This window comes from Streptomyces sp. NPDC008137 (assembly GCF_042957035.1).
GTDB lineage: Bacteria > Actinomycetota > Actinomycetes > Streptomycetales > Streptomycetaceae > Streptomyces.
On sequence record NZ_JBIBHN010000002.1, the window covers coordinates 25,381 to 47,300 of the forward strand.

Below are 21,920 nucleotides of genomic sequence, written 5' to 3' on the forward strand. Positions count from 1 at the left end.
TGCCCGCCCGACGGCGCGAGGCTGGGCGCGACAGGACATTCGCGCCGCCGGACGGGGTCTGGAGGGGTGATGCGGGTGCCTGCTGGGACCGCGGCGGTGCGACGGAGCCCGGAACGGTCTTCCCTCGGGTCGAGAAGCCGCTCCCGGTCCTTCACCACCGCACTGGCTCGCAGCCGCCGCGGTCCACACCCTGCCCGCGTCCGTGCCCGGGGCGACCACCCCTCATCCGGGTCGCTCCGCGCGGTCGGACGCGGTCAGGGAGTTCAGTCCTCGCGCAGGGCGCGGACGGCCTCCTCCACGCGCCGCCCGTACTCGGGGTCGGCGGCGTGGAAGTGCGCGAGGTTCTTCTCGATCACGTCGTCGCGGGAGACCTGGGACAGGCCCCCGGCGATGTTCGCGATCAGCCGGGACTTCTCCTCGGCGGACAGCAGCCGGTACAGCTCGCCGGCCTGGAAGAAGTCGTCGTCCTTGGTGTGCTGCGGCGCCGGGTGGGTGCCCGTGTGGCCGTTCACCGCGAGCGGGGCCGACAGCGGGCGGCCGGTCTCGGCCGGGCCGTCGTAGGAGTTCGGCTCGTAGTTCTTCGCTCCGCGGCCCTGGGAGTTGGTCGCCATGAGGCCGTCGCGGCCGTAGTTCCGCGCGGTCGTCGCCTTCGGGGCGTTCACGGCCAGCTGGGTGTGATTGACGCCCAGACGGTAGCGGTGGGCGTCCGCGTAGGCGAACAGGCGGCCCTGGAGCATCTTGTCGGGGGAGGGGCCGATGCCCGGCACGAAGTTGTTCGGGGAGAACGCGGCCTGCTCGACCTCGGCGAAGACGTTGTCCGGGTTGCGGTCCAGCACCAGCCGGCCCACGCGCCGCAGCGGGTAGTCCTGGTGCGGCCAGACCTTGGTCACGTCGAACGGGTTGAAGCGGTAGCCGTCCGCCTCGGCCGCCGGCATGAGCTGGACGTAGAGGGTCCAGGACGGGCGCACGCCCCGCTCGATGGCCTGGAGCAGGTCGGTCTGGTGGGAGTTCGCGTCCCTGCCGACGGTCTCGGCGGCCTGCTCGGCGCTGAGGGAGCGGACGCCCTGGTTGGTCTTGAAGTGGTACTTGACGAAGAAGGCCTCGCCCGCGCTGTTCGTCCACTGGTAGGTGTGCGAGCCGTAGCCGTTCATGTGCCGGTACGAGGCAGGGATGCCGCGGTCGCCCATCAGCCAGGTCACCTGGTGCGTCGCCTCGGGGGAGTGCGCCCAGAAGTCCCAGACGTTGTCGGGCTCCTGACGGCCCGTGAAGGGGTCGCGCTTCTGCGAGTGGATGAAGTCGGGGAACTTGATCGGGTCCTTGATGAAGAACACCGGGGTGTTGTTCCCGACGAGGTCGTAATTGCCCTCCTCCGTATAGAACTTGACCGCGAAGCCGCGCGGGTCGCGCACCGCGTCCGCGCCGCCGAGCGAGTCGGCCACGGTGGAGAAGCGCACGAACACCTCGGTGCGCCGGCCGACGGTGCTCAGGAAGTCGGCGTACGTGAACTCCGTGACGTCGTCGGTCACTTCGAAGTGGCCGTAGGCACCCGAGCCACGGGCGTGCACCACCCGCTCCGGGATGCGCTCGCGGTTGAAGCGCGCCAGCTTCTCCAGCAGATGCTGGTCCTGGAGCAGGAGAGGGCCGCCGGCGCCGGCGGTGGCGGAGTTCTGGTTGTCGGCGACGGGGGCGCCGGACTCGGCGGTGAGCACGCGCTGCGACATCGTGACCTTCCGATACGAGAGAGCAGCGGAAAAATGTTTCCGCTTCGTGGAGCCTAGGGTCGGGGTGAGCCGAGCGTCAACAGTTTGTTGAAGTGGTGGGTACGGCTGGACCGGGCGGCGCCGCCGCTTTGGGCGCGACAGGACTGGTGTCAGCGGCGGCGCCGCCCGGGGCAGGGGGGACCCCAAGGGGTCACGGGGTTACAGGGTTACGGGGATCAGACCTGGGCGCCGGACAGCCGCTCCACGGCCCGCAGCAGCGCCGAGTGGTCCAGGCCGCCGTCGCCCTGTGCGCGCAGGCTCGCGACCAGCTGGGCGACCACGGCGCCGACGGGCAGGGCCGCGCCGACGGTGCGGGCGGCGTCCGTGACGATGCCCATGTCCTTGTGGTGCAGGTCGATACGGAAGCCCGGCTTGAAGTCCCGGCCGAGGAAGTTGTCCTTCTTGCGGGTCAGCACGGTCGAGCCGGCGAGTCCGCCGTTCAGGACGTCCAGGGCCGCCTTCAGGTCCACGCCGGACTTCTCCAGGAAGACCACGGCCTCGGCGCACGCCTGGATGTTCACGGCGACGATCAGCTGGTTCGCGGCCTTCACGGTCTGGCCGGAGCCGTGCGGGCCGCACAGCACGATGGTCTTGCCGAGCGCGTCGAGGATCGGCTTCGCGGTGTCGAAGTCGCTCTGCTCGCCGCCGACCATGATGGACAGCACGGCCTCGATGGCGCCGGCCTCACCGCCGGAGACGGGGGCGTCCAGGACCCGGATGCCCTTGTCCTTCGCGGCCTTCGCCAGGTCGATCGAGGTCTGCGGCGTGATCGAGGACATGTCGATCAGCAGGGCGCCGGACTTCGCGTTCTCCAGGATGCCGTCCGGGCCGTAGGCGATGGCCTCGACCTGGGGGGAGGCCGGGACCATCGTGATGACGACGTCGGCGTCCTTGACGGCCTCGGCGATGGAGGGTGCGGCGGTGCCGCCCGCCGCCGCGAGACGGTCGAGCTTGTCCTGCTCCAGAGTGAAGCCGGTGACCTGGTAACCCGCCTTGATCAGGTTCTCGGACATGGGGGAGCCCATGATGCCGAGGCCGATCCAGGCGATCGCCGGGTGGGTCGGGCGGGAGGAAGCTGCGAGTGTGTTGCTCATTTCGGGATGCCTTTCGGTGCGGGGGTCAGCGGGGCAGCCAGTCGAAGGCCTCGGCGCTCGGGCGGTCGCCCGGCTTGTACTCAAGCCCGACCCAGCCGTCGTAGCCCGCCTTCCGCAGCTGGTCGAGGAGGTCTTCGAGGGGCAGCGAGCCCGTCCCGGGGACGCCGCGGCCGGGGTTGTCGGCGACCTGGACGTGACCGGTCTTCGCGGCGAACCGCTCGATCACCGACGGGAGGTCCTCGCCGTTCATGGACAGGTGGTAGAGGTCCATCAGGAACCGCGCGTTGCCGAGGCCGGTCGCCTCGTTGACCTTGTCGACGACGTCCACGGCCGCCGGGGCGGAGACCAGCGGGTACAGCGGTGACTCGGGCCGGTTCAGCGCCTCGATCAGCAGCACCGCGCCGATCCGCTCGGCGGCCCGGGCCGCCAGGGCCAGGTTCTCCAGCGCCAGCGCGTCCTGCTCGGCCGGGTCCACACCCTCGACGCGGTTTCCGTACAGGGCGTTGAGTGCCGTGCAGCCCAGGGAGGCGGCGAAGTCGGCGGTCACGTCGATGTTGGCGCGGAACCGCTCCGACTCCTCGCCGGGAACCGACAGGGCGCCGCGGTCCGGGCCCGGGAGCCGCCCGGCGTAGAAGTTCAGGCCGGTGAGCCGGACGCCCGCGTCCTCGATCGCCCGCTTCAGGGCGTCGAGCTCGGATCGCTCCGGGACGGGCGAGTCGACCCAGGGCCACCACAGCTCGACCGCGGTGAAGCCGGCCGCGGCGGCGGCAGCGGGGCGCTCCAGGAGGGGGAGCTCCGTGAAGAGGATCGACAGGTTGACGTTGAAGCGCTGGTCTGCGAATCCCATCGGGTCGGCGCTCCCTTCCTTGTCTTCCGACGTATCTTCCAGAAGGTATTCCGTATTGCGGAATCATGTTTCTGCTTAATGGAAGATTGCCTGTGGCGTGCGAGGGCTGTCAAGAGGGGCTGCCGGAAAGTCCGTCCCGCGCGTTAGGTTGAGCGCGTGCGACTGAGAGTGGAGTTCACGACCGAGCCCTTCGACCTGGACGAGGCACCCGCGCACGCGCTGGTGGCCCGCGAGGTCGTGGAGGCCGCCGAGCTGGACGCCGTGGACGTCGGCCCGTTCGGCAACACCGCGGAGGGCGGTGCCGACGCGGTGCTCACCGCCGTGGACGCCCTGCTCCGCAAGGCCCTGGAGGCCGGCGCCACCCGGATCTCGCTCCAGGTCAACGTGGCCGAGGAGGGCGAGGCATGAGCGGCGCGGGGGACGAGCCGTTCATCGCCGCCGTCAAGCCCCTGGTCGACGCCATGGGCGGCGAGATGATCCCGCCCGACGAGGCCGGCCCCGACGACGTCGTCCTGGCCTGGGAGGGCAGCGACGCCGTAGCCGTACGGCTGCCGCAGCTCGCCGACTCCCTCGATCACATCCTCGCCGCGATGGAGCGCCGCAAGGGCCCGCTGGCCGATCTGGACCGCAAGGCGAAGCAGGAGGTCGTGCGGATACTCGAGGCGCGCGGCGCCTTCTCCGTACGGCACGGGGTGGAGACCGTGGCGAGCGCCCTCGGCGTCAGCCGGTTCACCGTCTACAACTACCTGAACCGAGAGAAGGGGGCCTGACCGGCCTCGGTCCCCTCGTCATCCTCGGCGCGAATTTTCAACAAACTGTTGACGTGTCGTCGCGGGAGGGCGTTAGCTATCGGCACGCCCGTTCAGCACGAAGGCCGTATCCGGCCACGGAGGCTCCCGTGACTTCCCCTTCCACGCCGCCGGGCCTGGCCCGGTTCAACACCGTCGAGGAGCACGCGGCCCGCACCGCGCTCCACGAGGCGTGCGCCTGCACGGCGTGGGCGAAGCGACTGCTCGCCGCCCGCCCCTACGCCACCCCCGAGGACCTGTACGCCGCGAGCGACGCCGCCATGGCGGAGCTGACGGCCACGGACCTGGAGGAGGCGATGGCCGGCCACCCGCCCATCGGCCGCCCCAAGCCCGGCGACCCCACCTCGGCCCGGGAGCAGCGCGGCATGTCCGGCGCCTCCGACGCGCTCAAGGCGGAGATGCTGGAGCTGAACCTCGCCTACCAGGAGAAGTTCGGCCATGTCTTCCTGATCTGCGCCACCGGCCGGACCGGCGAGCAGATGCGCGACGCGGTCAGGGAACGGATCGGCAACCCGCCGGAGGCGGAGCGCGAGATCGTCCGCACCGAGCTGGGCAAGATCAACCGTATCCGGCTCGCCCGCCTCGTCGAAGAAGACTGAAGTCGGGGAAGACTGAAGAGGACGCCTGACCATGAGCACCAGCACCACCGCCTCCGTGTCCACGCACATCCTGGACACCAGCGTCGGCCGCCCCGCCGAGGCCGTCGCCGTCCAGCTCTCCGCCCGGAGCGGCCGGGACGCTGGGTGGCAGGCGCTCGGCGGCTCCGCGACCGACGCGGACGGCCGGTGCAAGGACCTCCCGGCCCTGCCGGAGGGCACCACCCACGTACGGCTCGACTTCGCCGTCGAGCCCTACTTCGAGAAATCTGCGAACACGCAAGCCGATGCGCAGCAGGACGCCCCCGCGAATCGGGACAGCGGCGCCGGTGTGTTCTTCCCGGAAGTGGCGATCACGTTCGCCGTCGTACCGGGCGAGCACTACCACGTACCGCTGCTGCTCAACCCGTTCGGCTACTCCGTATACCGAGGGAGCTAGCTAAAGATGCCCACGATCCTGGGACAGAACCAGTACGGCAAGGCCGAGAACCGAGTCGTCAAGATCACGCGGGACGGCGCCACCCACCACATCAAGGACCTGAACGTGTCCGTGTCGCTCAGCGGCGACATGGAGGAGGTCCACTACTCCGGCTCCAACGCCAACGTCCTGCCGACCGACACCACCAAGAACACGGTGTACGCCTTCGCCAAGGAGCACGGCATAGAGTCCGCCGAGCAGTTCGGCATCCACCTCGCCCGCCACTTCGTCACCTCGCAGGAGCCGATCAGGACGGCCCGGATCCGCATCGAGGAGTACGCCTGGGAGCGGATCGAGGCCGCCGACGCCAACTCCCGGTTCATCGGCGCCGACGAGGTCAAGCACTCCTTCGTCCGCAAGGGGCAGGAGACACGGCTCACCCAGATCACCTACGACGGTGAGCGGTGGGAGGTGATCTCCGGTCTGAAGGACCTCGTCGTGATGAACTCGACCAACTCCGAGTTCTGGGGCTACGTCAAGGACAAGTACACGACGCTGAAGGAGGCCCACGACCGCATCCTGGCCACCCAGGTCTCCGGCCGCTGGCGCTTCAACTGGACCGACGACGACCAGCGCATGCCCCACTGGGAGAAGTCCTACGAGCAGACCAAGAAGCACATGCTCCAGGCCTTCGCCGAGACGTACTCGCTGTCGCTCCAGCAGACCCTGTACCAGATGGGTTCGCGGATCATCGAGAACCGCGGCGAGATCGACGAGGTCCGCTTCTCCCTGCCGAACAAGCACCACTTCCTGGTCGACCTGGAGCCGTTCGGCCTGAAGAACGACAACGAGGTGTACTTCGCCGCCGACCGCCCCTACGGCCTGATCGAGGCGACGATCCTGCGGGACGGCTGCGAGCCGCGCATCCCCGTGGACCTCACCAACCTCTGACGCTTCCTCTTTCGGCACCCGTGGCCGGGGAACCCGTCTCTCCGGCCACGGCACTCAAACTTCCGGGGTCCTGCCGTGCCCACTCCACCACAGCGCAAAGGACGAACCATGGCAGCAGACCGGCGCATCGTCATCGAGAACTGCGCGATCGCGACCGTCGACGCGAACGACACCGAGTACGCCTCCGGGTACGTCGTCCTCGCCGGCAACCGCATCGAGTCGCTCGGCGCGGGCACGGCCCCCGAGGGCCTGGAGAACGTCGTACGCCGTATCGACGCCTCCGGTCACCTCGTGACCCCGGGCCTGATCAACACCCATCACCACTTCTACCAGTGGATCACCCGGGGCCTGGCGACGGACCACAACCTCTTCGACTGGCTGGTCGCGCTGTACCCGGTCTGGGCGCGCGTCGACGAGCGGATGGTGCGCGCGGCGGCCCAGGGCTCGCTCGCCGTGATGGCGCGCGGCGGCGTCACCACCGCCATGGACCACCACTACGTCTTCCCGCACGGCTCCGGCGACCTGTCCGGCGCGATCATCGGCGCCGCCCGCGACATGGGCGTCCGCTTCACCCTCGCCCGCGGCTCCATGGACCGCAGCGAGAAGGACGGCGGCCTGCCCCCGGACTTCGCCGTCGAGACCCTGGACGGCGCGCTCGCCGCCACCGAGGAGACCGTGCGGCAGCACCACGACTCCTCCTTCGGCGCCATGACGCAGGTCGCCGTCGCGCCCTGCTCGCCCTTCTCCGTCTCCACCGAACTGCTGCGGGACGGCGCCCAGCTCGCCCGCCGCCTCGGTGTACGGCTCCACACCCACGGTTCGGAGACCGTGGAGGAGGAGAAGTTCTGCCACGAACTGTTCGGCATGGGCCCCACCGACTACTTCGAGTCCACCGGCTGGCTCGGCGAGGACGTGTGGATGGCGCACTGCGTCCACATGAACGACTCCGACATCGCCGCCTTCGCCCGGACCAGGACCGGCGTCGCGCACTGCCCCTCCTCCAACGCCCGCCTCGCGGCCGGGATCGCCCGCGTCCCCGACATGCTCGCCGCCGGCGTCCCGGTCGGCCTCGGCGTCGACGGCACCGCCTCGAACGAGTCCGGCGAACTCCACACCGAGCTGCGCAACGCCCTGCTCATCAACCGCCTCGGCCCACACCGGGAAGCCGCCCTGAACGCCCGCCAGGCCCTGCGCCTCGGCACCTACGGCGGCGCCCAGGTCCTGGGCCGGGCGGCGGAGACCGGCTCCCTGGAGCCGGGCAAGCTCGCCGACCTGGTCCTGTGGAAGCTCGACACGGTCGCCCACGCCTCCATCGCCGACCCCGTGACCGCCCTGGTCTTCGGCGCGGCGGCCCCGGTCACCGCCTCCTTCGTCGACGGCCGGCAGATCGTCGAGGACGGGCGGCTGCTCACGGCCGACGAGGACGCCATCGCGCGCTCGACGCGGGACGAGGCCCAGCGGCTGGCGAGGATCGCCGCGCAGGGCTGAACACCCCGATGACTCCGGCCGGGAGGGACGGCTCCCGGCCGGTGGCCGTGGACCCGAGCGGGGACCACGGCGCCGTCTCCGGGGCGCGCGGATGCGTGCGCCCCGGAACGGTCCCCGTCACCCGCATGTCCGGTCCCGCACGACCACCCGCACCACCTCCCTGACACCCACGGACGCCATCGGCGCGGCCGTGTAACCGACCGGAGGGAAGCCGCCGTGGCCGACCACCCCGTTGACGAGAAACTCCCCGCGCTCAAGATGGCGACGACCGGCCTCCAGCACGTGGCCGCCATGTACGCCGGAGTCGTCGCCCCGCCCCTGATCGTCGGCGCGGCCATCGGCCTGAGCGCCACCGACCTGACCTTCCTCACCGGCGCCTGCCTGTTCACAGCGGGCCTCGCCACGTTCCTGCAGACCCTGGGCATCTGGAAGATCGGCGCCCGGCTGCCCTTCGTCAACGGCGTCACCTTCGCCGGTGTCGCCCCCATGACCGCGATCGTCGCCTCCACCGAGGACAAGTCCGACGCCCTGCCGATCATCTTCGGCGCGGTCATCGTCGCCGGACTCCTGGGCTTCATCGCCGCCCCCTTCTTCAGCAAGGCGGTGCGCTTCTTCCCGCCGGTGGTGACGGGGACGGTGATCACCCTGATCGGCATCTCCCTGCTCCCGGTCGCCTTCGGCTGGGCGCAGGGACCCGACCCTGCGGCACACGACTACGGCTCGGCGACGAATCTCGGACTGGCCGCCCTCACCCTGCTGATCGTGCTGCTCCTGCGCCGCTTCACCACCGGCTTCGTCAAGCAGATCGCGGTGCTGCTCGGCCTGGTCGCCGGCACGCTGACAGCGATCCCGTTCGGCGCCACGGACTTCGGCCCGGTCGCGGACGCGGCCGTCATCGGCTTCCCGACCCCGTTCCACTTCGGCGCCCCGCAGTTCCAGCCGGCCGCGATCATCTCCCTCTGTGTGGTGATGGTGGTCTCGATGACCGAATCGACCGCCGACATGCTGGCGCTGGGCGAGATAGTCGACCGCCCGGCCGACGAGAAGACCATCGCGGCCGGTCTGCGCGCCGACACCCTCGGCTCGGCGATCAGCCCGCTCTTCAACGGCTTCATGTGCAGCGCCTTCGCGCAGAACATCGGCCTGGTCGCCATGACGAGGATCCGCAGCCGGTACGTCGTCGCCACCGGCGGCGGCTTCCTGGTGCTGATGGGCCTCTGCCCCATGGCCGCGTCCCTGATCGCCGTCGTACCGCGCCCGGTGCTCGGCGGGGCGGGCGTGGTGCTGTTCGGATCGGTCGCGGCCAGCGGCATCCAGACCCTGGTCAGGGCCGGCCTGGACAAGGACAACAACGTCCTGATCGTGGCCGTCTCCCTGGCCGTCGGCATCATCCCCATCACGGCGCCGGAGTTCTACCACGCCTTCCCGGAGACGGTCCGGATCGTCCTGGACTCGGGCATCTCCACGGGATGCGTGGCGGCCGTCCTGCTCAACCTGGTCTTCAACCACCTGGGCAACAAGGACGCGCGGGACGTCACCCACCCCATGGAGGCGGGCGAGGAGATCACCGACGCGAGCCGGGCCCCGGCCACGTCATGAGAGCGCCTGGTGCTGTGACCGCATAGGGGTGGGAATCAGCAGCACGTGCCACGGTGGAGCGGTCAGCCACCAGACCGTGCTCCCGCTGGCTGGAGCCGCCCGCTCCCGGTGTCGCTCCGCGCAGCCCGTATTCTCCGGTGGTGATCAATCGGCTGTAAGGGGGGGCGTGGGCAGGCAGGAGATGCGTCGGAAGGTCTTCGAGCCACTGAGGCGGGCGGGCTTGGAGGTGCTTGAGGGAGGCGTGCCGGAGGCTCCCCTGCCGGTGTTCGCCGTGGTCGCGACGGTCGGCTGCGGTCGGGAGACGGGTCGGCGGGACGCTTACGTCGGCTTCGGGGAACCGGACCTCATTGGCCAGGCCAACCGGGGCTGGTACGAGCTGGCGACCTCCTTCGGCCTGTTCGACGCCGACCGCGAGTTCCTGCTTGCCCTGCCCGCCCACCGCTACAACCCAAGGGTGGACCTGCGCCAGCCCTACGTCTGGCGTCGGGTGCGTCTGCTCGACGACTGGGACGTCATGGGCGCGGCGTGCGGGATCCGCCGGGGAAGGTCCGTGCTCGGATTCGACCACTGTCTGCTCGGCTCGCGAGCCGGACGTCCCGAGTTCTCGATGCTCTCGCTCGACAGCACGGTCTCCGTGGTCGGGACGACCTGGCAGGGCGGCATCAGCTCTCTGGCGGTGCCCAACCCGGGTGACACCGAGCCCGTGCGCAGGCTGATCGACTACGAGGCGAGCCAGGCCGAGGACATGCCGGAGCAACGCCTGGATGCCATAGCGTGGCTGCGGCGCGACGCACCGGCCGCGGCGGACGGGGCGTGAATGATCGGGGCCGGCTCGCGCCCCGCTCATCCACAGGCACAGCCGCGACCTTGATGCAAGCACCCGAGCGCTCTCGGAACTCGGCAGCATCGTTCCTCGACCGAATAGCGCGTCTCCCCACCGAGCAACAGACGTTCTTGAAACTCACCTACAAAGCCAGACCGAACGGCGATGGGCGGGGCCGACAGGCCACGGGCCGGGCCGGCTATCAAGGAGACCAGCGATGGATGCCGAGGAAAGCTGGCGCCGCTACGGGCTTCGCCCCGTCGGCGCGGATCTCGACGAGGTCCGCGCACTCCTCAGAGAGCACACGGCGCGTGAACGACGCGCCCAGGGCGAGGGCGACACCGAGCTGATGAGGCTCTGCTGCTTCCAGCTGTTCAACAGCGGCGACCTCGACGACGTGCTCCTGATCTGGAGTGCGAAGCAAGCCAGCTTCGACGCAGCGTGCTCGATCGACATCGAATTCCTGCTTGGGCACGGGCTCGACGCGACGAAGGCCCACCTCTCGGCCAACCGTGCACCTGCTGCGGCGGGGGCGCTGGATCGACTGCGCGAGCTCGAGGCGAACGGTGAATTCGAGGGCTTCTCAGTGGAGGAGCGCTCTGCCTCCTACGACCGGTACTACGGCGACTGACGATTCTGCAGCGCAGCGCCGGTCAGTCGTCCGTGATGAGGCCGGTGCCCGCAAGGCAGCTGTCGACGAAGTCCGGGCGGTACTGGATCCGCTTGAGCCTGCGCTTCACGGCCCTGGTGATCTGGCCCAGGTCGGCTGCCGCAAGGTTGCCGAGGTCGTGCTTGACCAGCGATCCAGATGCCCTCCTGCGGGTTCAGGTCCGGCGCGTAGGTGGGCAGCTGGAACACGGTGAGCCACGCGGTATTCGCGGCGATGAACTCCCGCATCCCAGCGGTCAGGTGGAGGCGGACGTTGTCCAGACCAGCACGATCGGCCCACAGAGCTGGATGCGGGCACGCGCCAAGGGGTCGCGGAAGTCCCGCCAGCCGAAGCCCTTCGGCTCGCCCTCGCGCCCTCGGTACTCGCGGATGGCGTAGATCAGCCGGGACCGCTCGCCCGGCTTGTAGCAGGTCATACCCGCCGTCGACACCCGTCCGGAGCCCTGGCCTCGGCCCCGGACGACCGGGGGCCGGCGGATCCGCCCCCACGAGAGCGCGGCGGGGTCATCGACTGGCCGGCCTCATCCTCGAAGACGATCCAGCCGTTGCAGGCCGCCGCACAGCTCTTACCTGCGGCCAGACCTCCTTCTTCCACAGCTCAACCGCCGCATCGTCGCGCTCGATCGCCCGACGGGTGGGCTGCTGCCACGACCAGCCGTGCCGCTTCAGCAGCCGCCACGTGCCCTCCACCGGGTACGAAACGTGGATCAGTCGACCGATCAGTATCTTGACCCGCGCCAGCGTCCACTTCCAGCAACGCTTTGTTGGGCTGCGGCCCGTAGCCGGCGTCCAGGTGCACCGTGGTTGACGGGGACAAACGGAACCCGAACAGACGCAGGGTCTCCAGGGTGGGGCGCGACAGCGGCGAGTCGTTGCGGTTCGCGCCAGTCAGAACCCACCCCAGCGGTAAGCCTCCGCCGTCGACCAGTACCGAACGCTTCAGACCGCTCTCGCCTCGGTCCACCGGGCCGCGCCCAGTGTTCTGGCCACCACCCGGGCTTTCACGATGCAACCGGCCACTACCAGGTTCTCAAGGTCGAGGCCGATGGCCTCGACGTATGCCTCCAGCGCCAGGCGGTGCAGCCGGTCGAAGAGGGCATCGGCGATCCGCTCATCCCCGCCGGGTGCGCCGCCTCGGCAATCAGGGCGGCACACCCCAGCGGGCGAAGGTCACCCGGCCTGTTCCTCCTGCAGGTCTGCTGCGGATGCGGGTGCGGGCATGCGCCAGGCCACGACCGCACCGGTCACGAGCCCCACGGCGGCCAGCGAGGTGGCGACCAGGAACGGGTCGAGGGAGTGCAGGGAGGGGGCGAACCCGATCCCCACGCAGACTGCCACCCCGGTCGCACCGCCCAACTGGTCAGCCGCACGCTGGACGCCCGAGGCGACCCCGGCGTCGTCCTCGGTGACGCCGCTGACCGCGAGGTACTGGAGCCCCACGAGGCCGAACCCCATCCCGGCCGCGATCAGGAGCATGGCCGGGATCATCGCCATCCCGCCTGCCTGCTGGGCCGAAATGAGCGCGATCGCGGCCATCGCGGCCGCGGTGAACCCGATGCCGGCAAGCACGCACGCGCGTGCTCCCCAGCGGCCCAGCAGCCGAGGCACGAGCATGGAGAACACGATCAGCGAGAGCGCCAAAGGCAGCATCGTCAGGCCCGCGCCCAGCGGGCCGATGCCCAACCGGTCCTGCAGGTAGAAGGTGAACAGCAGGAACGAGGTCGACAACGCCCCGCTCAGCAGCATTGTGACCAGGTTGGCCGCCACACGCGTGCGGTTGGTGAAGAAGCGCAGCGGCAACAGCGGGTTGCGTGAGCGTGCCTCGACCCGCACGAACCGGACTCCGGCGGCCACCGCTCCGGCCAGTGCCCCCAGGACCACCCATACCGGGGTTCCGGGTTCGCCGGCCTCGACCACACCGAAGGTGAACAGCAGCGGGCAGGCGGTCAGCAGCAGCGCGCCGTGAAGGTCCAGCGGCGGGGCGTCCTTGGCTACGGGCCGGTCAGCCTCGACCAGGAAGACGGCTGCCAGCAGCACGATCAGGACGAACGGGACCGAGATCAGGAAGATCCACCGCCATCCCAGGTGGGCAGTGATGATTCCGGACAGGACGAATCCGAGCACGAGACCGCAGCTGGCCACCGCCGCCCACACGCTCAGGGCCCGTGACCGACGGCGGCCTTCGGGGGACATCAGGACGATCGTGGCCATTGCAGCGGGCAACGCGACGGCTTCACCGGCGCCCTGCAGCAGGCGCGCGATCACCATCAGGGCAAACGTCGGGGCCAGGCCGGCCAGCAAGGACGCGGTGCCGAACAGGGTGGTGCCGAGCAGCAGTACCCGCCGCCGCCCGAGCAAGTCGCTCAGTCGGCCACCGAGCATCAGCATCCCGCCACCGGTGACCGCGTACCCGACCACGACCCAGGTCAGAGCGTGACCGTCGACGCCGAAGTCCGCGCCGATCGAGGGCAGGGCGATGTTGACCACGGTCACGTCGACCGCGATGAAGAACTGCAGCATGGACATCGCGCACAGCACCAGCCACGCGCGTACTGGGGACGGGCTGCGCCCGCTGGAAGAAAGGATGCCTGGGAACATCAGGTACTCCGTCGCTCAGAGAAAGTTCTGAGCAGCACGAACGTGCCGCTCCGGTCTGATCACGAAGCGGTTGGACGTCCAGGAAGAATATGAGCCGAACGTCCCGCCGCTAGCGGGACGTCCTGGTCACTGCGGCGCAAGCGGCCGCGCACGAAGCAGCAGACATACCGCGGACGTTACCAGGGAGGGAGACACCGGGTCAGGCCCTTGCCTACCGTCTCATGTCCTCACTCGTAGGCCCGTTCGCCAAAACTTCCTGGGCACGGGGAGCTCGTCGCCGCGGAGCACCTGTCCGCGCGACCTCTAAACGCCCATGACGAGGTGCACGCGGTCGCACCACTAGCTTCGGCTGCGCATCATCGACATCAGCAGCTCGTGGGTCTCCTCGTCGGCGGCGACCACAAGCCCACGACCCGCCTCGCCCACCGGGGCACCGTTGATCCCGGTGACAACACAGCCAGCAGCCCGGCACAACGCGATACCGGCCGCGAAATGCACGCTCCCGGAGAGGTCGCCGCCATCGGTGACATACGCGGCGCGCTTGCCGGCAGCCACCCAGGCCAGCGCCAGCGTCGTGGACACGACGCGCGGCCGGAAACGCTCGACGAACTCAGGGCGGGCCAGCAGATCCACGGCCCGGAATCCCGGCGCACTCGGGAACGGCGGATCCAGGTTGACGTCCACCAATCGGGTGGCCGGCGTGGGCGTCAGCAGTGCGTCGTCGGCCCCGTCATGCCGCACCCAGGCGATCTCCCCGTCGGTGAAAAACACCTCGCCGCTGAACGGGTCGGCCACCGCCGCCGCCCCATCGCCCAGCGCCACATTGACGGCCACCAGCATGTTGCCGACGGCGTAGTTGAGCGTGCCGCACAGGGGATCCACCAACCACTGGCGGACAGTGTCGGCGGCACCCTGCTGCCCGCCCTCCTCGCCGAGCACCGCATCATCTGGCCGTGCGGCACGGATGACGCCGAGGATCGCCTCCTCTGCCGCCACATCGGCGGCAGTGGCAAAGTCCCCGGCACCCTTGTCAATGCGGCTGAGTCGCTGGCTGTACATGTTGCGGACCACGTCCGCGCCAGCCCGCGCCCCGGCTATCGCGACTGCAGCGTCATCGGAACCCGCGTATGAGTCGATCACGCAGTGCAGATTATCGAGGTGAAGCCATCGCCCCGGCGAACCTTCCCGGCCAGAGCACTAGGGCCTGTCGTTTGGATCACGCCGCAGACGCGGGGCCTGGCACGCACATCTGCCGCGTTCTCGTCGGTCGCCGACGCTCCGCGTCGACTCCCTCCTCCGCCTTGCAGCTGCACGCACCAGGCCCCGCTCACCGGCGTCGAAGAAGTGCTGCCGATTCCCTGCGCCGTGATCCAAACGACAGGCCCTAGAGGCCGAACAAGCCCGGGTCCGTGGCCAGTTCCTTGAAGACCTTCGCGGGGTCGGCGACCAGCCTGCGCTCCTTGAGATCCAGGATGCCGCCGACCGCCGTGATCTCGGCGGCCACCGTGCCGTCGGTCTTGCGGACGGTCTGCTCGATACGGAACGTCTTGCCGCTGCCCCAGTCGAAGGCGCAGGTCACCTCGACCTCGTCGCCCGCGAGCAGCTCCCGTTTGTAGCGGATGGTCGTCTCCAGGGCCACCGGGCCCACGCCGGTTCCCGTGAGCGCGGACTGGCTGATCCCCGCGGCGTGCAGCAGCGACCAGCGGGCGTGTTCCGCGTAGTTCAGGTACACGCTCTGGTTGAGGTGACCCTGTACGTCGGTCTCGTACCCGCGGACGGTCACAGGGACGGAAAACGGCTCGCTCACGGCATTCCCCTCTCGCACCGGACTTCTCGCACCGGACTTTCTCGCACCGGACTCTCGTGCAGCGCACAACGATCCCCGATCTTGGCATGCTCATCACGCTCGGCGCGGCGAAGCCAGGAGATACCGGGTTCCGGTGCGCGGTTCCCGGTGCTCGCTCACCTGCCAGCCTGCCCCCTCCAACGTGGCCGCGCAGGCGCGCAGCGCCTCGCCGTCCGGCTCGTACACGGCCACGGCCTCCGGCTGCGGGGTCGTCCGCACGCGATACCCGGAGGCGCCGGGCCCTGGCCCGGCCGGGTGCTGCCCGGCCGCCTCCAGGGCGAGCGCGGCGGCCTCCATCAGATGCGTACGCTCCCAGCCGCACGGCCGGTCCGTGGCCCCGTCCGTATTGGTCATCCGGCGCAGCTCCAGCAGACCCTGCCAGGCGCTGTGCACCTCACGGCGCCGGGCCGGACGCCCGGTTTCCGCCGCCGTCTCCTCGCCCCCGACGCGCGCCGCGAAGACGCCCGCCGAAGCGGGGGCCTCACCGGCCGGCTCGGGCGCCCCCGTCACGCCCTGCCGTACCCGATGCCCCTCCGGCGTCAGAAAGTGATCGTGCGGCGGCCGGGGATGCCGGAAGGCAAGACCGCGCTTCACCAGCGCCGCGAGCTGCGCCTCCGTGCCTCTGAGCCGCCCGGTGACCGGGTCGGCGGCGTCGATGACACGCCGCTGCGCGGCGGTCGGCGGTCGGGTCACGGCGAGCTCCTCTCCGCCTCGGACCGGCCCGGGGCACTCGCCCCACCTGCTCGAAGGCTACGACCCGCCACTGACAATCCCCGCCGGGACCACTCCTCACCCCTCCTCACCCCCGGAGGCACGGTCCGCTGCGAGCCGGGGCTCGGGACGTCCGTGTCAGACAAGGTCCCGGCGGCGGCCCACGGGTGCCGTGAGCAGGTACAGCGGCGGCAGGAGGGCGGCTGAGCACACCATCCACAGAGTCGCGTGCGTCCCCGCGTACGTGGCGAGCAGGCCGGCGGTGAGGGCCCCGAGGGGCTGGGCGCCCCAGGAGACGAAGCGGACGGTGGCCATGACCCGGGAGAGAAGCGCGGGCGGAGACTCGGTCTGGCGGTGGGTGCGGGTGGTGATCGACCCGATGGCGACGCCGAAGGCGAAGCCGGCATTGCCCAGGGCGAACCAGTACGCGTCGGCGGCGGATGTGGTCAGCGGGGCCAGCAGGGCGGCAGCGCCGCCCGCCAACGCCGTACCGACGAGGCCCCGGGCCGTGCCGAACCGCCGGGTGAGCCGGACCGCCACCGCGGATCCCGCGAGCGCGCCCACTCCGTCCATGGCGAGCACCAGGCCGAGTTGTGCGGGCGTCAGTCCGGCCTCCCGGACCAGGTACAGGGGAGTGAGGGCGACCAGGGCGGCGCAGACGAAGTTCGTGACGGTGGCCCAGAGCATGCAGGGCAGCATCACCGGATGCCTCGTCACATACGTCCAGCCCTCGCGGATCAGCCGGAGGGTGCCGTCGCCGGAGGGCGGAGCGGGACGGCGCTCAGGGAGGGTATGCAGCAGCACGGCGGAGAGCAGGTAGCTGGCCGAGTCCACGAGCAGTGCGCCGACCGGGCCCGCGGCGTGCACGAGGAGGCCGCCCCCGGAAGGCCCTCCGGTCTCGGTGACGGCGTGGGTGCCGGACATCAGGCTGTTGCGGGCGGCGAGCTGCTTGTCCGGGACGATGGCGGGCAGGAAGGTCGAGTTGCCGATGTCGAAGAGCACGGTCGCGGCGCCGGTGACCAGAGCGGCGAGCAACAGGTGCTGGTAGGTGAGCCGGTCGAGCCACCACGCGAGCGGGATCGATCCGACGGCGCTGAACCGTACGAGATCGAGGGTGACTTGGAGGTGCCGGAGCGGGACACGCTGGGCGATCACTCCGGCCGGGAGGCTGAGCAGCAGCCAGGAGATCTGTCCGGCGGCGGCGAGCAGGGCGGCCTGGAACGCGGTGACGTCCAGGACGGTGAGGGCGACCAGGGGCAGGGCGAGGGCGGTGACGGCCGTGCCCGCGCTGCTGACGGTGGCGGCGGCCCAGTAACGCCAGAAGACGGCCGGAGGCGGAGTCGCGTTGTGAGTGCTGTGGAGATCGCGCTCCGGGACCGTCGGCGTCTCGCTCATTCGATGCCCACCCTTCAGTGAGTCTCTTTCGGGAACTTACTCGACCGCAAGCCAGTTCCTATCCGGAACTGACCCCATGGCGCAAGATGGTTCCAAGCCCGGAAGTCGGATCCGCGAGACAGGAGACCCATGGTCAGGTCGGTGCCCGAGCGGGACGCCGCCTGTGCGATCGCGCAGGCGGCGGCGGTGGTCGGCGACTGGTGGAGCCTGCTCCTGGTTCGGGAGGCCGCACGCGGGCACCACCGGTTCGACGTGCTTCAGGAGGAGTTGGGGATCTCCCGGAAGGTGCTGACCGAGCGCCTCGCGCACCTGGTGGAGGCGGAGATCCTGGAGAAGGTGCCGTATCAGCGTGGCCCGGTGCGGTACGAGTACCGGCTGACGGAGAGCGGGCGGGGGCTGCTGCCCGTGCTGGTCTCGATGCAGGACTGGGCGGACCGCTGGCTGCTCGGTGACGGTTCGCTGAGCGGCACGGCCGACGAGGAGAGCGCGGAGGCGCTGCGGGTGGCGGGCCTGGTGGGTGAGCGGCTGCCGACTCTCGAACTGCCGGGGCACCGGGACGGTGACTCGCTGGACCCGGTGGCCGAGGCCGCGGCCACCGTGCTGTTCTGCTACCCGGCGACCGGTCGCCCGGGTCCGTTGCCGGACGGGTGGGCCGACATCCCGGGCGCCATCGGCTGCACGCTGGAGAACCGGTTGTTCCGGGACGCGTACGACGACTTCCGCGCGGCGGGTGCCGAGGTGCGTGGCGTGAGTACGCAACGCCCGGACGAGCAGCGGGTGTTCGCGGTCGAGGAGGGCATCCCCTTCACTCTGCTCTCAGACGTCGACCTGCGCCTCGCCGCCGCTCTGCGCCTCCCGGTTTTCCGTGCCGGGCAGACACTGCGGCTGAAGCGGGCGGTGCTGGTGGTGGACCGCGAACGCGTCGTGCGTCAGGCCCGCTTCCCGGTGACGGACATCCCGGGCGCGGTGCGCGAGGCGCTGGCGGTGGTCCGGCGGGTGGCGGCGGGGAGCTGACGGGCCCCGGGCCCGGTACGGAACCGGGCGCGGGGCGTCAGTGGGTCGTACGTCAGTGATCGGCGGCGGACGAGATGAAAGAGGTTCCGTGGGCATCACCTGGATCTCCACGTTCCGCCGCTGTCCGATCCCCAACAGGTGTTCGAGCTGCTTCCGCATCACCATTCTGCCCCCGAGCGGACGGCGCAGCGTCACCTCTTCCAGGACGAAAGTCAACTACTCGTCGCTAAAGCGACGGGCTTGCACAACGGGCATCACTGGCGGTGATGCTTCGTTTGCGTCCAGCCCCGTCCCGCTGGCGCGGTGGTGGGGCAGGGGCCGTTGACTGGGCCCCGCGTCGCCACAACTCCCACGCACGGGCGCGGATGTTGCGGGAGCTGTTCCGGTCCGCGTGATCAACGAATCCGCATGACCGGCACGCGAACCAGGCCTGGGAGACCCGGTTCGCCCTGTCGATGTGCCCGCACTCGGCGCAAGTGCGCGAGGTGTACGCCGGATCGACGTGCACCACCGGGACCCCCGCCCGGCGGGCCTTGTACGCGATGAACTGCCCCAGCTGGTGAAAGGACCAGCTGGAGTGGGTGGCCCGTTGGGGCTTTCGAAGCCGTACCCTCTCACGAATGCCCGTCAGGTCTTCCAGGGCGATTCCGCGCGAGGTGCGTTCTGCCTCGGCCACCACATGTTTCGCGATCTTGTGGTTGATGTCCTTTGCCCGCCGTGCTTCCTTGCGCCGCCGCTTCTTCAGGCGGCGTTTGGCCGACGGGGTGTTCTTTTTCTGCAGTTTGGTCCGGAGCGTGCGTTCGCGCAGCCGTGTGCGGTTGAGGTCGCGTCCGGCCATGATCTCGCCGTCGCTGGTGGTGGCGATGTTGACGATGCCCAGGTCGATGCCGAGGAAGTCCACCGGATCGGTGTTCGGCGGTGCCTCGGGGATCTCGCAGGTGGCCAGCAGGAACCACATGCCGTCGCGGCACACGAGATCGGACTCGCCCTTGCGGTACAGGGCCAGTGTGGTCAGTTGTTCCGGCGAGGCGGTGAGGGCCACGTCCTTGACCCGGCCCGCCACCGTCCAGATCGAGACCCGCCGCTCGGGAATCTGCCAGGACAGCATCCGGTCGTCGTAGGGCTGCGCGCCCTCGGGCCGGAAGGCGATCGGCTTCTCGGTGGCCCAGCGGTGGCGTTTGGAGCCGGGCCTGCCCAGGATCTGGGCTCTCAGGTTCGCCTTCAGCGTCGCGTATGCGTCGCACACCTTTTTGATTACGTGCTGGGCGGCCTGTGCCCCCAGGTTCCACCGGGCCTTGATCTCGCCGTAGGTGTGCTCCCGCAAGGCGAAGTTGCGCTTCACGTCCTTGTTGAAGGCGACCCGGCTGCACCAGGTGGCAGCCTCGTTGCACGCCTGCAGGGTCGCCTCGAGTGCCGCCGCCTGCACGGGCGTCGGCAGCAGCTTCACCTGCACGATCAACTTCACGATCATCAAAGTTACGCACGTGTACGACTGCCCGCCGTGCGTTCATCACGGTTCACCCGGCCGAGTGAACGCGCCACCGCGTGGACGCAGCGCCGGCTCCCCCGAACACGGAATCGCCCGCTTCGCGGCCGAGCACGCACGAGCGATATCACGGCGCTCCCCGGGCGATCACGAGGATGCGATTCCTCCCAGGGCTGAAGCCCTGGGGTACTGGCCGTATGGCACAGACGCCAACGACACGGCGACGTCGCTCGTGGCCGAACTCGCCGCCAACGCGGTCCGCCACGGCCAGGTCAGGGGACGTGACTTCCGGCTGCGCCTCACCCTCCACGCGGACGATCCCGCACTCCGCATCGAAGCCACCGACGCACGGCCCGACCGCCGTCCTCCCGCCCCCGGCACACTCCGCCCGCCCTCCCCGGACCAGGACTCCGGCCGAGGCCTCCTCCTCGTCGAAGCCCTGTCCACGCACTGGGGAACGGCTGGCGGAGACCCGTACACCAAGACCGTCTGGTGCGAAGTCCCCCTGAGATGACTGTCGGTGGGCCCGGCGGCGGGACGGCTTCCCTACTGCCTGTATCCGCCGAGGAACCGCCCGATCCGCCCGATCGCCGCCTCCAGGTCGTCCGCGTGCGGCAGGGTCAGGATCCGGAAGTGGTCCGGGGTCGGCCAGTTGAAGCCCGTGCCCTGGACGACCTGGATCTTCTCCCGCAGGAGCAGGTCGAGGACGAACTTCTCGTCGTCGTGGATGTCGTGCACCTTGGGGTCGATGCGGGGGAAGGCGTACAGCGCGCCCTTGGGCTTCACGCAGGTCACGCCCGGGATCTCGTTGAGCTTCTCCCAGGCCACGTCCCGTTGCTCCAGCAGCCGCCCGCCCGGCCCGGTGAGGTCGCCGATGGACTGCCGGCCGCCGAGCGCGGCCTGGATGGCGTACTGGGCGGGCGCGTTGGCGCACAGCCGCATGGAGGCCAGCATGGTGAGGCCCTCCAGGTAGTCCTTGGCGTGCTGCCTCGGGCCCGTGACCACCAGCCAGCCGGAGCGGAAGCCCGCCACGCGGTAGGTCTTCGAGAGGCCGCAGAAGGTCAGGACCACCAGGTCGGGGGCGAGCGCGGCGGCCGAGTGGTGCACGGCGTCGTCGTAGAGGATCTGGTCGTAGATCTCGTCGGCGAAGACCATCAGGCCGTGGCGGCGGGCGAGGTCGAGGATGCCCTCGATGATCTCCTTGGGGTAGACCGCGCCCGTGGGGTTGTTCGGGTTGATGATGACCACGGCCTTCGTGCGGTCCGTGATCTTCGACGCCATGTCGTCCAGGTCCGGGTACCAGTCGGCCTGCTCGTCGCAGAGATAGTGGACCGCCTTGCCGCCCGCGAGGGTCGTCACCGCCGTCCAGAGGGGGAAGTCCGGGGCTGGGATGAGGACCTCGTCGCCGTCCTCCAGCAGGGCCTGAACCGCCATCGACACCAGTTCCGACACGCCGTTGCCGAGGAAGACGTCGTCGACGCCGACCTCCAGGCCCAGCGTCTGGTAGCGCTGTGCCACCGCCCGGCGGGCGGACAGGACGCCGCGTGAGTCGGTGTAGCCGTGCGCCTGCGGCAGCATCCGGATCATGTCCTGGACGATCTCCTCCGGCGCCTCGAAGCCGAAGAGCGCGGGATTGCCGGTGTTCAGGCGCAGCACACTGTGACCCGCCTCCTCCAGCGCGTTGGCGTGCTCGATGACCGGGCCGCGGATCTCGTAACAGACCTCGCTGAGCTTGCTCGACTGCCGGAACTCCATGCGCGCGCTTCCCCTCGGGCCGATTGGTGTTGCTTGGTTTTACCAAGTAGCTGCTTGGAAA

General features: G+C 70.0%; 24 protein-coding genes and 2 pseudogenes. 11 read left to right on the forward strand and 15 right to left on the reverse strand.

Annotated elements, in window-relative coordinates:
* Positions 1-263: 263 nt before the first annotated feature.
* From ACFZBT_RS03420 to ACFZBT_RS03430, 3 genes are all read right to left on the reverse strand, one after another.
* Positions 264-1,721, reverse strand: a complete 1,458-nt coding sequence (locus ACFZBT_RS03420) for a catalase (protein ID WP_391097904.1) — start codon at positions 1,719-1,721, stop codon at positions 264-266.
* A 215-nt stretch (positions 1,722-1,936) separates the two neighbouring features.
* The gene (locus ACFZBT_RS03425) at positions 1,937-2,854 is read right to left on the reverse strand and encodes a 2-hydroxy-3-oxopropionate reductase (RefSeq protein ID WP_391097905.1); all 918 of its coding nucleotides are present in this window, start codon (positions 2,852-2,854) and stop codon (positions 1,937-1,939) included.
* Between the two features lie 25 nt (positions 2,855-2,879).
* Positions 2,880-3,701, reverse strand: coding sequence for a TIM barrel protein (locus tag ACFZBT_RS03430; protein ID WP_391097906.1), 822 nt, complete (start codon positions 3,699-3,701; stop codon positions 2,880-2,882).
* A 156-nt stretch (positions 3,702-3,857) separates the two neighbouring features.
* On the opposite strand from ACFZBT_RS03430, the gene ACFZBT_RS03435 reads away from it, so the two are divergent.
* From ACFZBT_RS03435 to ACFZBT_RS03475, 9 genes are all read left to right on the forward strand, one after another.
* Positions 3,858-4,109: a hypothetical protein gene (locus tag ACFZBT_RS03435; RefSeq protein ID WP_184588829.1), complete on the forward strand. Its 252-nt coding sequence runs from the start codon at positions 3,858-3,860 to the stop codon at positions 4,107-4,109.
* A complete protein-coding gene (locus tag ACFZBT_RS03440) occupies positions 4,106-4,471 on the forward strand; it encodes a helix-turn-helix domain-containing protein (RefSeq protein WP_189721355.1) in 366 nt (121 codons plus the stop codon). The genes ACFZBT_RS03435 and ACFZBT_RS03440 overlap by 4 nt, the downstream gene beginning before the upstream one ends.
* Before the next feature lie 128 nt (positions 4,472-4,599).
* Positions 4,600-5,109 carry a 2-oxo-4-hydroxy-4-carboxy-5-ureidoimidazoline decarboxylase gene (uraD, locus tag ACFZBT_RS03445; RefSeq protein ID WP_391097907.1) on the forward strand — a complete coding sequence of 170 codons (510 nt, stop codon included), beginning with the start codon at positions 4,600-4,602 and terminating at the stop codon, positions 5,107-5,109.
* A gap of 31 nt (positions 5,110-5,140) precedes the next feature.
* On the forward strand, positions 5,141-5,545 hold the full coding sequence (gene uraH / locus ACFZBT_RS03450) for a hydroxyisourate hydrolase (protein ID WP_391097908.1): 405 nt from the start codon (positions 5,141-5,143) through the stop codon (positions 5,543-5,545).
* Between the two features lie 6 nt (positions 5,546-5,551).
* The gene (gene pucL / locus ACFZBT_RS03455; RefSeq protein WP_391097909.1) at positions 5,552-6,475 is read left to right on the forward strand and encodes a factor-independent urate hydroxylase; all 924 of its coding nucleotides are present in this window, start codon (positions 5,552-5,554) and stop codon (positions 6,473-6,475) included.
* Positions 6,476-6,583: 108 nt separating this feature from the next.
* Positions 6,584-7,963: an 8-oxoguanine deaminase gene (locus ACFZBT_RS03460; RefSeq protein ID WP_391097910.1), complete on the forward strand. Its 1,380-nt coding sequence runs from the start codon at positions 6,584-6,586 to the stop codon at positions 7,961-7,963.
* 216 nt (positions 7,964-8,179) lie between these two features.
* Complete coding sequence (locus ACFZBT_RS03465) at positions 8,180-9,562, forward strand: solute carrier family 23 protein (protein WP_391097911.1); 1,383 nt, start codon at positions 8,180-8,182, stop codon at positions 9,560-9,562.
* 241 nt (positions 9,563-9,803) lie between these two features.
* Positions 9,804-10,379 carry a hypothetical protein gene (locus ACFZBT_RS03470; protein WP_391097912.1) on the forward strand — a complete coding sequence of 192 codons (576 nt, stop codon included), beginning with the start codon at positions 9,804-9,806 and terminating at the stop codon, positions 10,377-10,379.
* Positions 10,380-10,602: 223 nt separating this feature from the next.
* On the forward strand, positions 10,603-11,016 hold the full coding sequence (locus ACFZBT_RS03475; RefSeq protein ID WP_391097913.1) for a hypothetical protein: 414 nt from the start codon (positions 10,603-10,605) through the stop codon (positions 11,014-11,016).
* Here the strand turns inward: ACFZBT_RS03475 and ACFZBT_RS03480 are convergent.
* From ACFZBT_RS03480 to ACFZBT_RS03520, 9 genes and pseudogenes are all read right to left on the reverse strand, one after another.
* A complete protein-coding gene (locus ACFZBT_RS03480; protein ID WP_391097914.1) occupies positions 11,004-11,282 on the reverse strand; it encodes a hypothetical protein in 279 nt (92 codons plus the stop codon). The two genes, ACFZBT_RS03475 and ACFZBT_RS03480, sit on opposite strands and share 13 nt — an antisense overlap.
* An 8-nt stretch (positions 11,283-11,290) precedes the next feature.
* Positions 11,291-11,470, reverse strand: coding sequence for a hypothetical protein (locus ACFZBT_RS03485; protein WP_391097915.1), 180 nt, complete (start codon positions 11,468-11,470; stop codon positions 11,291-11,293).
* 88 nt (positions 11,471-11,558) lie between these two features.
* Positions 11,559-11,744 (reverse strand): winged helix-turn-helix domain-containing protein, encoded by a 186-nt coding sequence (locus tag ACFZBT_RS03490; protein ID WP_391097916.1) that lies wholly within the window; start codon positions 11,742-11,744, stop codon positions 11,559-11,561.
* An 88-nt stretch (positions 11,745-11,832) separates the two neighbouring features.
* Positions 11,833-12,066: pseudogene (locus tag ACFZBT_RS03495) on the reverse strand (transposase); the annotation flags it as partial.
* A gap of 158 nt (positions 12,067-12,224) precedes the next feature.
* A complete protein-coding gene (locus tag ACFZBT_RS03500) occupies positions 12,225-13,580 on the reverse strand; it encodes an MFS transporter (protein ID WP_391097917.1) in 1,356 nt (451 codons plus the stop codon).
* 411 nt (positions 13,581-13,991) lie between these two features.
* On the reverse strand, positions 13,992-14,792 hold the full coding sequence (locus ACFZBT_RS03505) for an inositol monophosphatase family protein (RefSeq protein ID WP_391097918.1): 801 nt from the start codon (positions 14,790-14,792) through the stop codon (positions 13,992-13,994).
* 244 nt (positions 14,793-15,036) lie between these two features.
* The gene (locus tag ACFZBT_RS03510; RefSeq protein WP_189721349.1) at positions 15,037-15,459 is read right to left on the reverse strand and encodes a thioesterase family protein; all 423 of its coding nucleotides are present in this window, start codon (positions 15,457-15,459) and stop codon (positions 15,037-15,039) included.
* 93 nt (positions 15,460-15,552) lie between these two features.
* Positions 15,553-16,191 carry a hypothetical protein gene (locus ACFZBT_RS03515; protein WP_391097919.1) on the reverse strand — a complete coding sequence of 213 codons (639 nt, stop codon included), beginning with the start codon at positions 16,189-16,191 and terminating at the stop codon, positions 15,553-15,555.
* 156 nt (positions 16,192-16,347) lie between these two features.
* Positions 16,348-17,604 (reverse strand): MFS transporter, encoded by a 1,257-nt coding sequence (locus ACFZBT_RS03520; protein ID WP_391097920.1) that lies wholly within the window; start codon positions 17,602-17,604, stop codon positions 16,348-16,350.
* A 129-nt stretch (positions 17,605-17,733) separates the two neighbouring features.
* Between ACFZBT_RS03520 and ACFZBT_RS03525 the strand changes: the two genes are divergently transcribed.
* Entirely contained in the window at positions 17,734-18,618 is an 885-nt protein-coding gene (locus ACFZBT_RS03525; protein ID WP_391097921.1) for a winged helix-turn-helix transcriptional regulator, read from the forward strand.
* 84 nt (positions 18,619-18,702) lie between these two features.
* On the opposite strand, the pseudogene ACFZBT_RS03530 reads toward ACFZBT_RS03525, so the two are convergent.
* A pseudogene (locus tag ACFZBT_RS03530) lies at positions 18,703-18,834 on the reverse strand (Scr1 family TA system antitoxin-like transcriptional regulator); the annotation flags it as partial.
* Positions 18,835-18,844: 10 nt separating this feature from the next.
* Entirely contained in the window at positions 18,845-20,083 is a 1,239-nt protein-coding gene (locus tag ACFZBT_RS03535; protein ID WP_391097922.1) for an RNA-guided endonuclease TnpB family protein, read from the reverse strand.
* A gap of 253 nt (positions 20,084-20,336) precedes the next feature.
* Here ACFZBT_RS03535 and ACFZBT_RS03540 point away from each other — a divergent pair, with 253 nt between their 5' ends.
* Positions 20,337-20,618: an ATP-binding protein gene (locus ACFZBT_RS03540; protein ID WP_376387104.1), complete on the forward strand. Its 282-nt coding sequence runs from the start codon at positions 20,337-20,339 to the stop codon at positions 20,616-20,618.
* Between the two features lie 32 nt (positions 20,619-20,650).
* Here the strand turns inward: ACFZBT_RS03540 and ACFZBT_RS03545 are convergent, their stop codons facing one another.
* Positions 20,651-21,859: an aminotransferase class I/II-fold pyridoxal phosphate-dependent enzyme gene (locus ACFZBT_RS03545; RefSeq protein ID WP_391097923.1), complete on the reverse strand. Its 1,209-nt coding sequence runs from the start codon at positions 21,857-21,859 to the stop codon at positions 20,651-20,653.
* Positions 21,860-21,920: the final 61 nt, after the last annotated feature.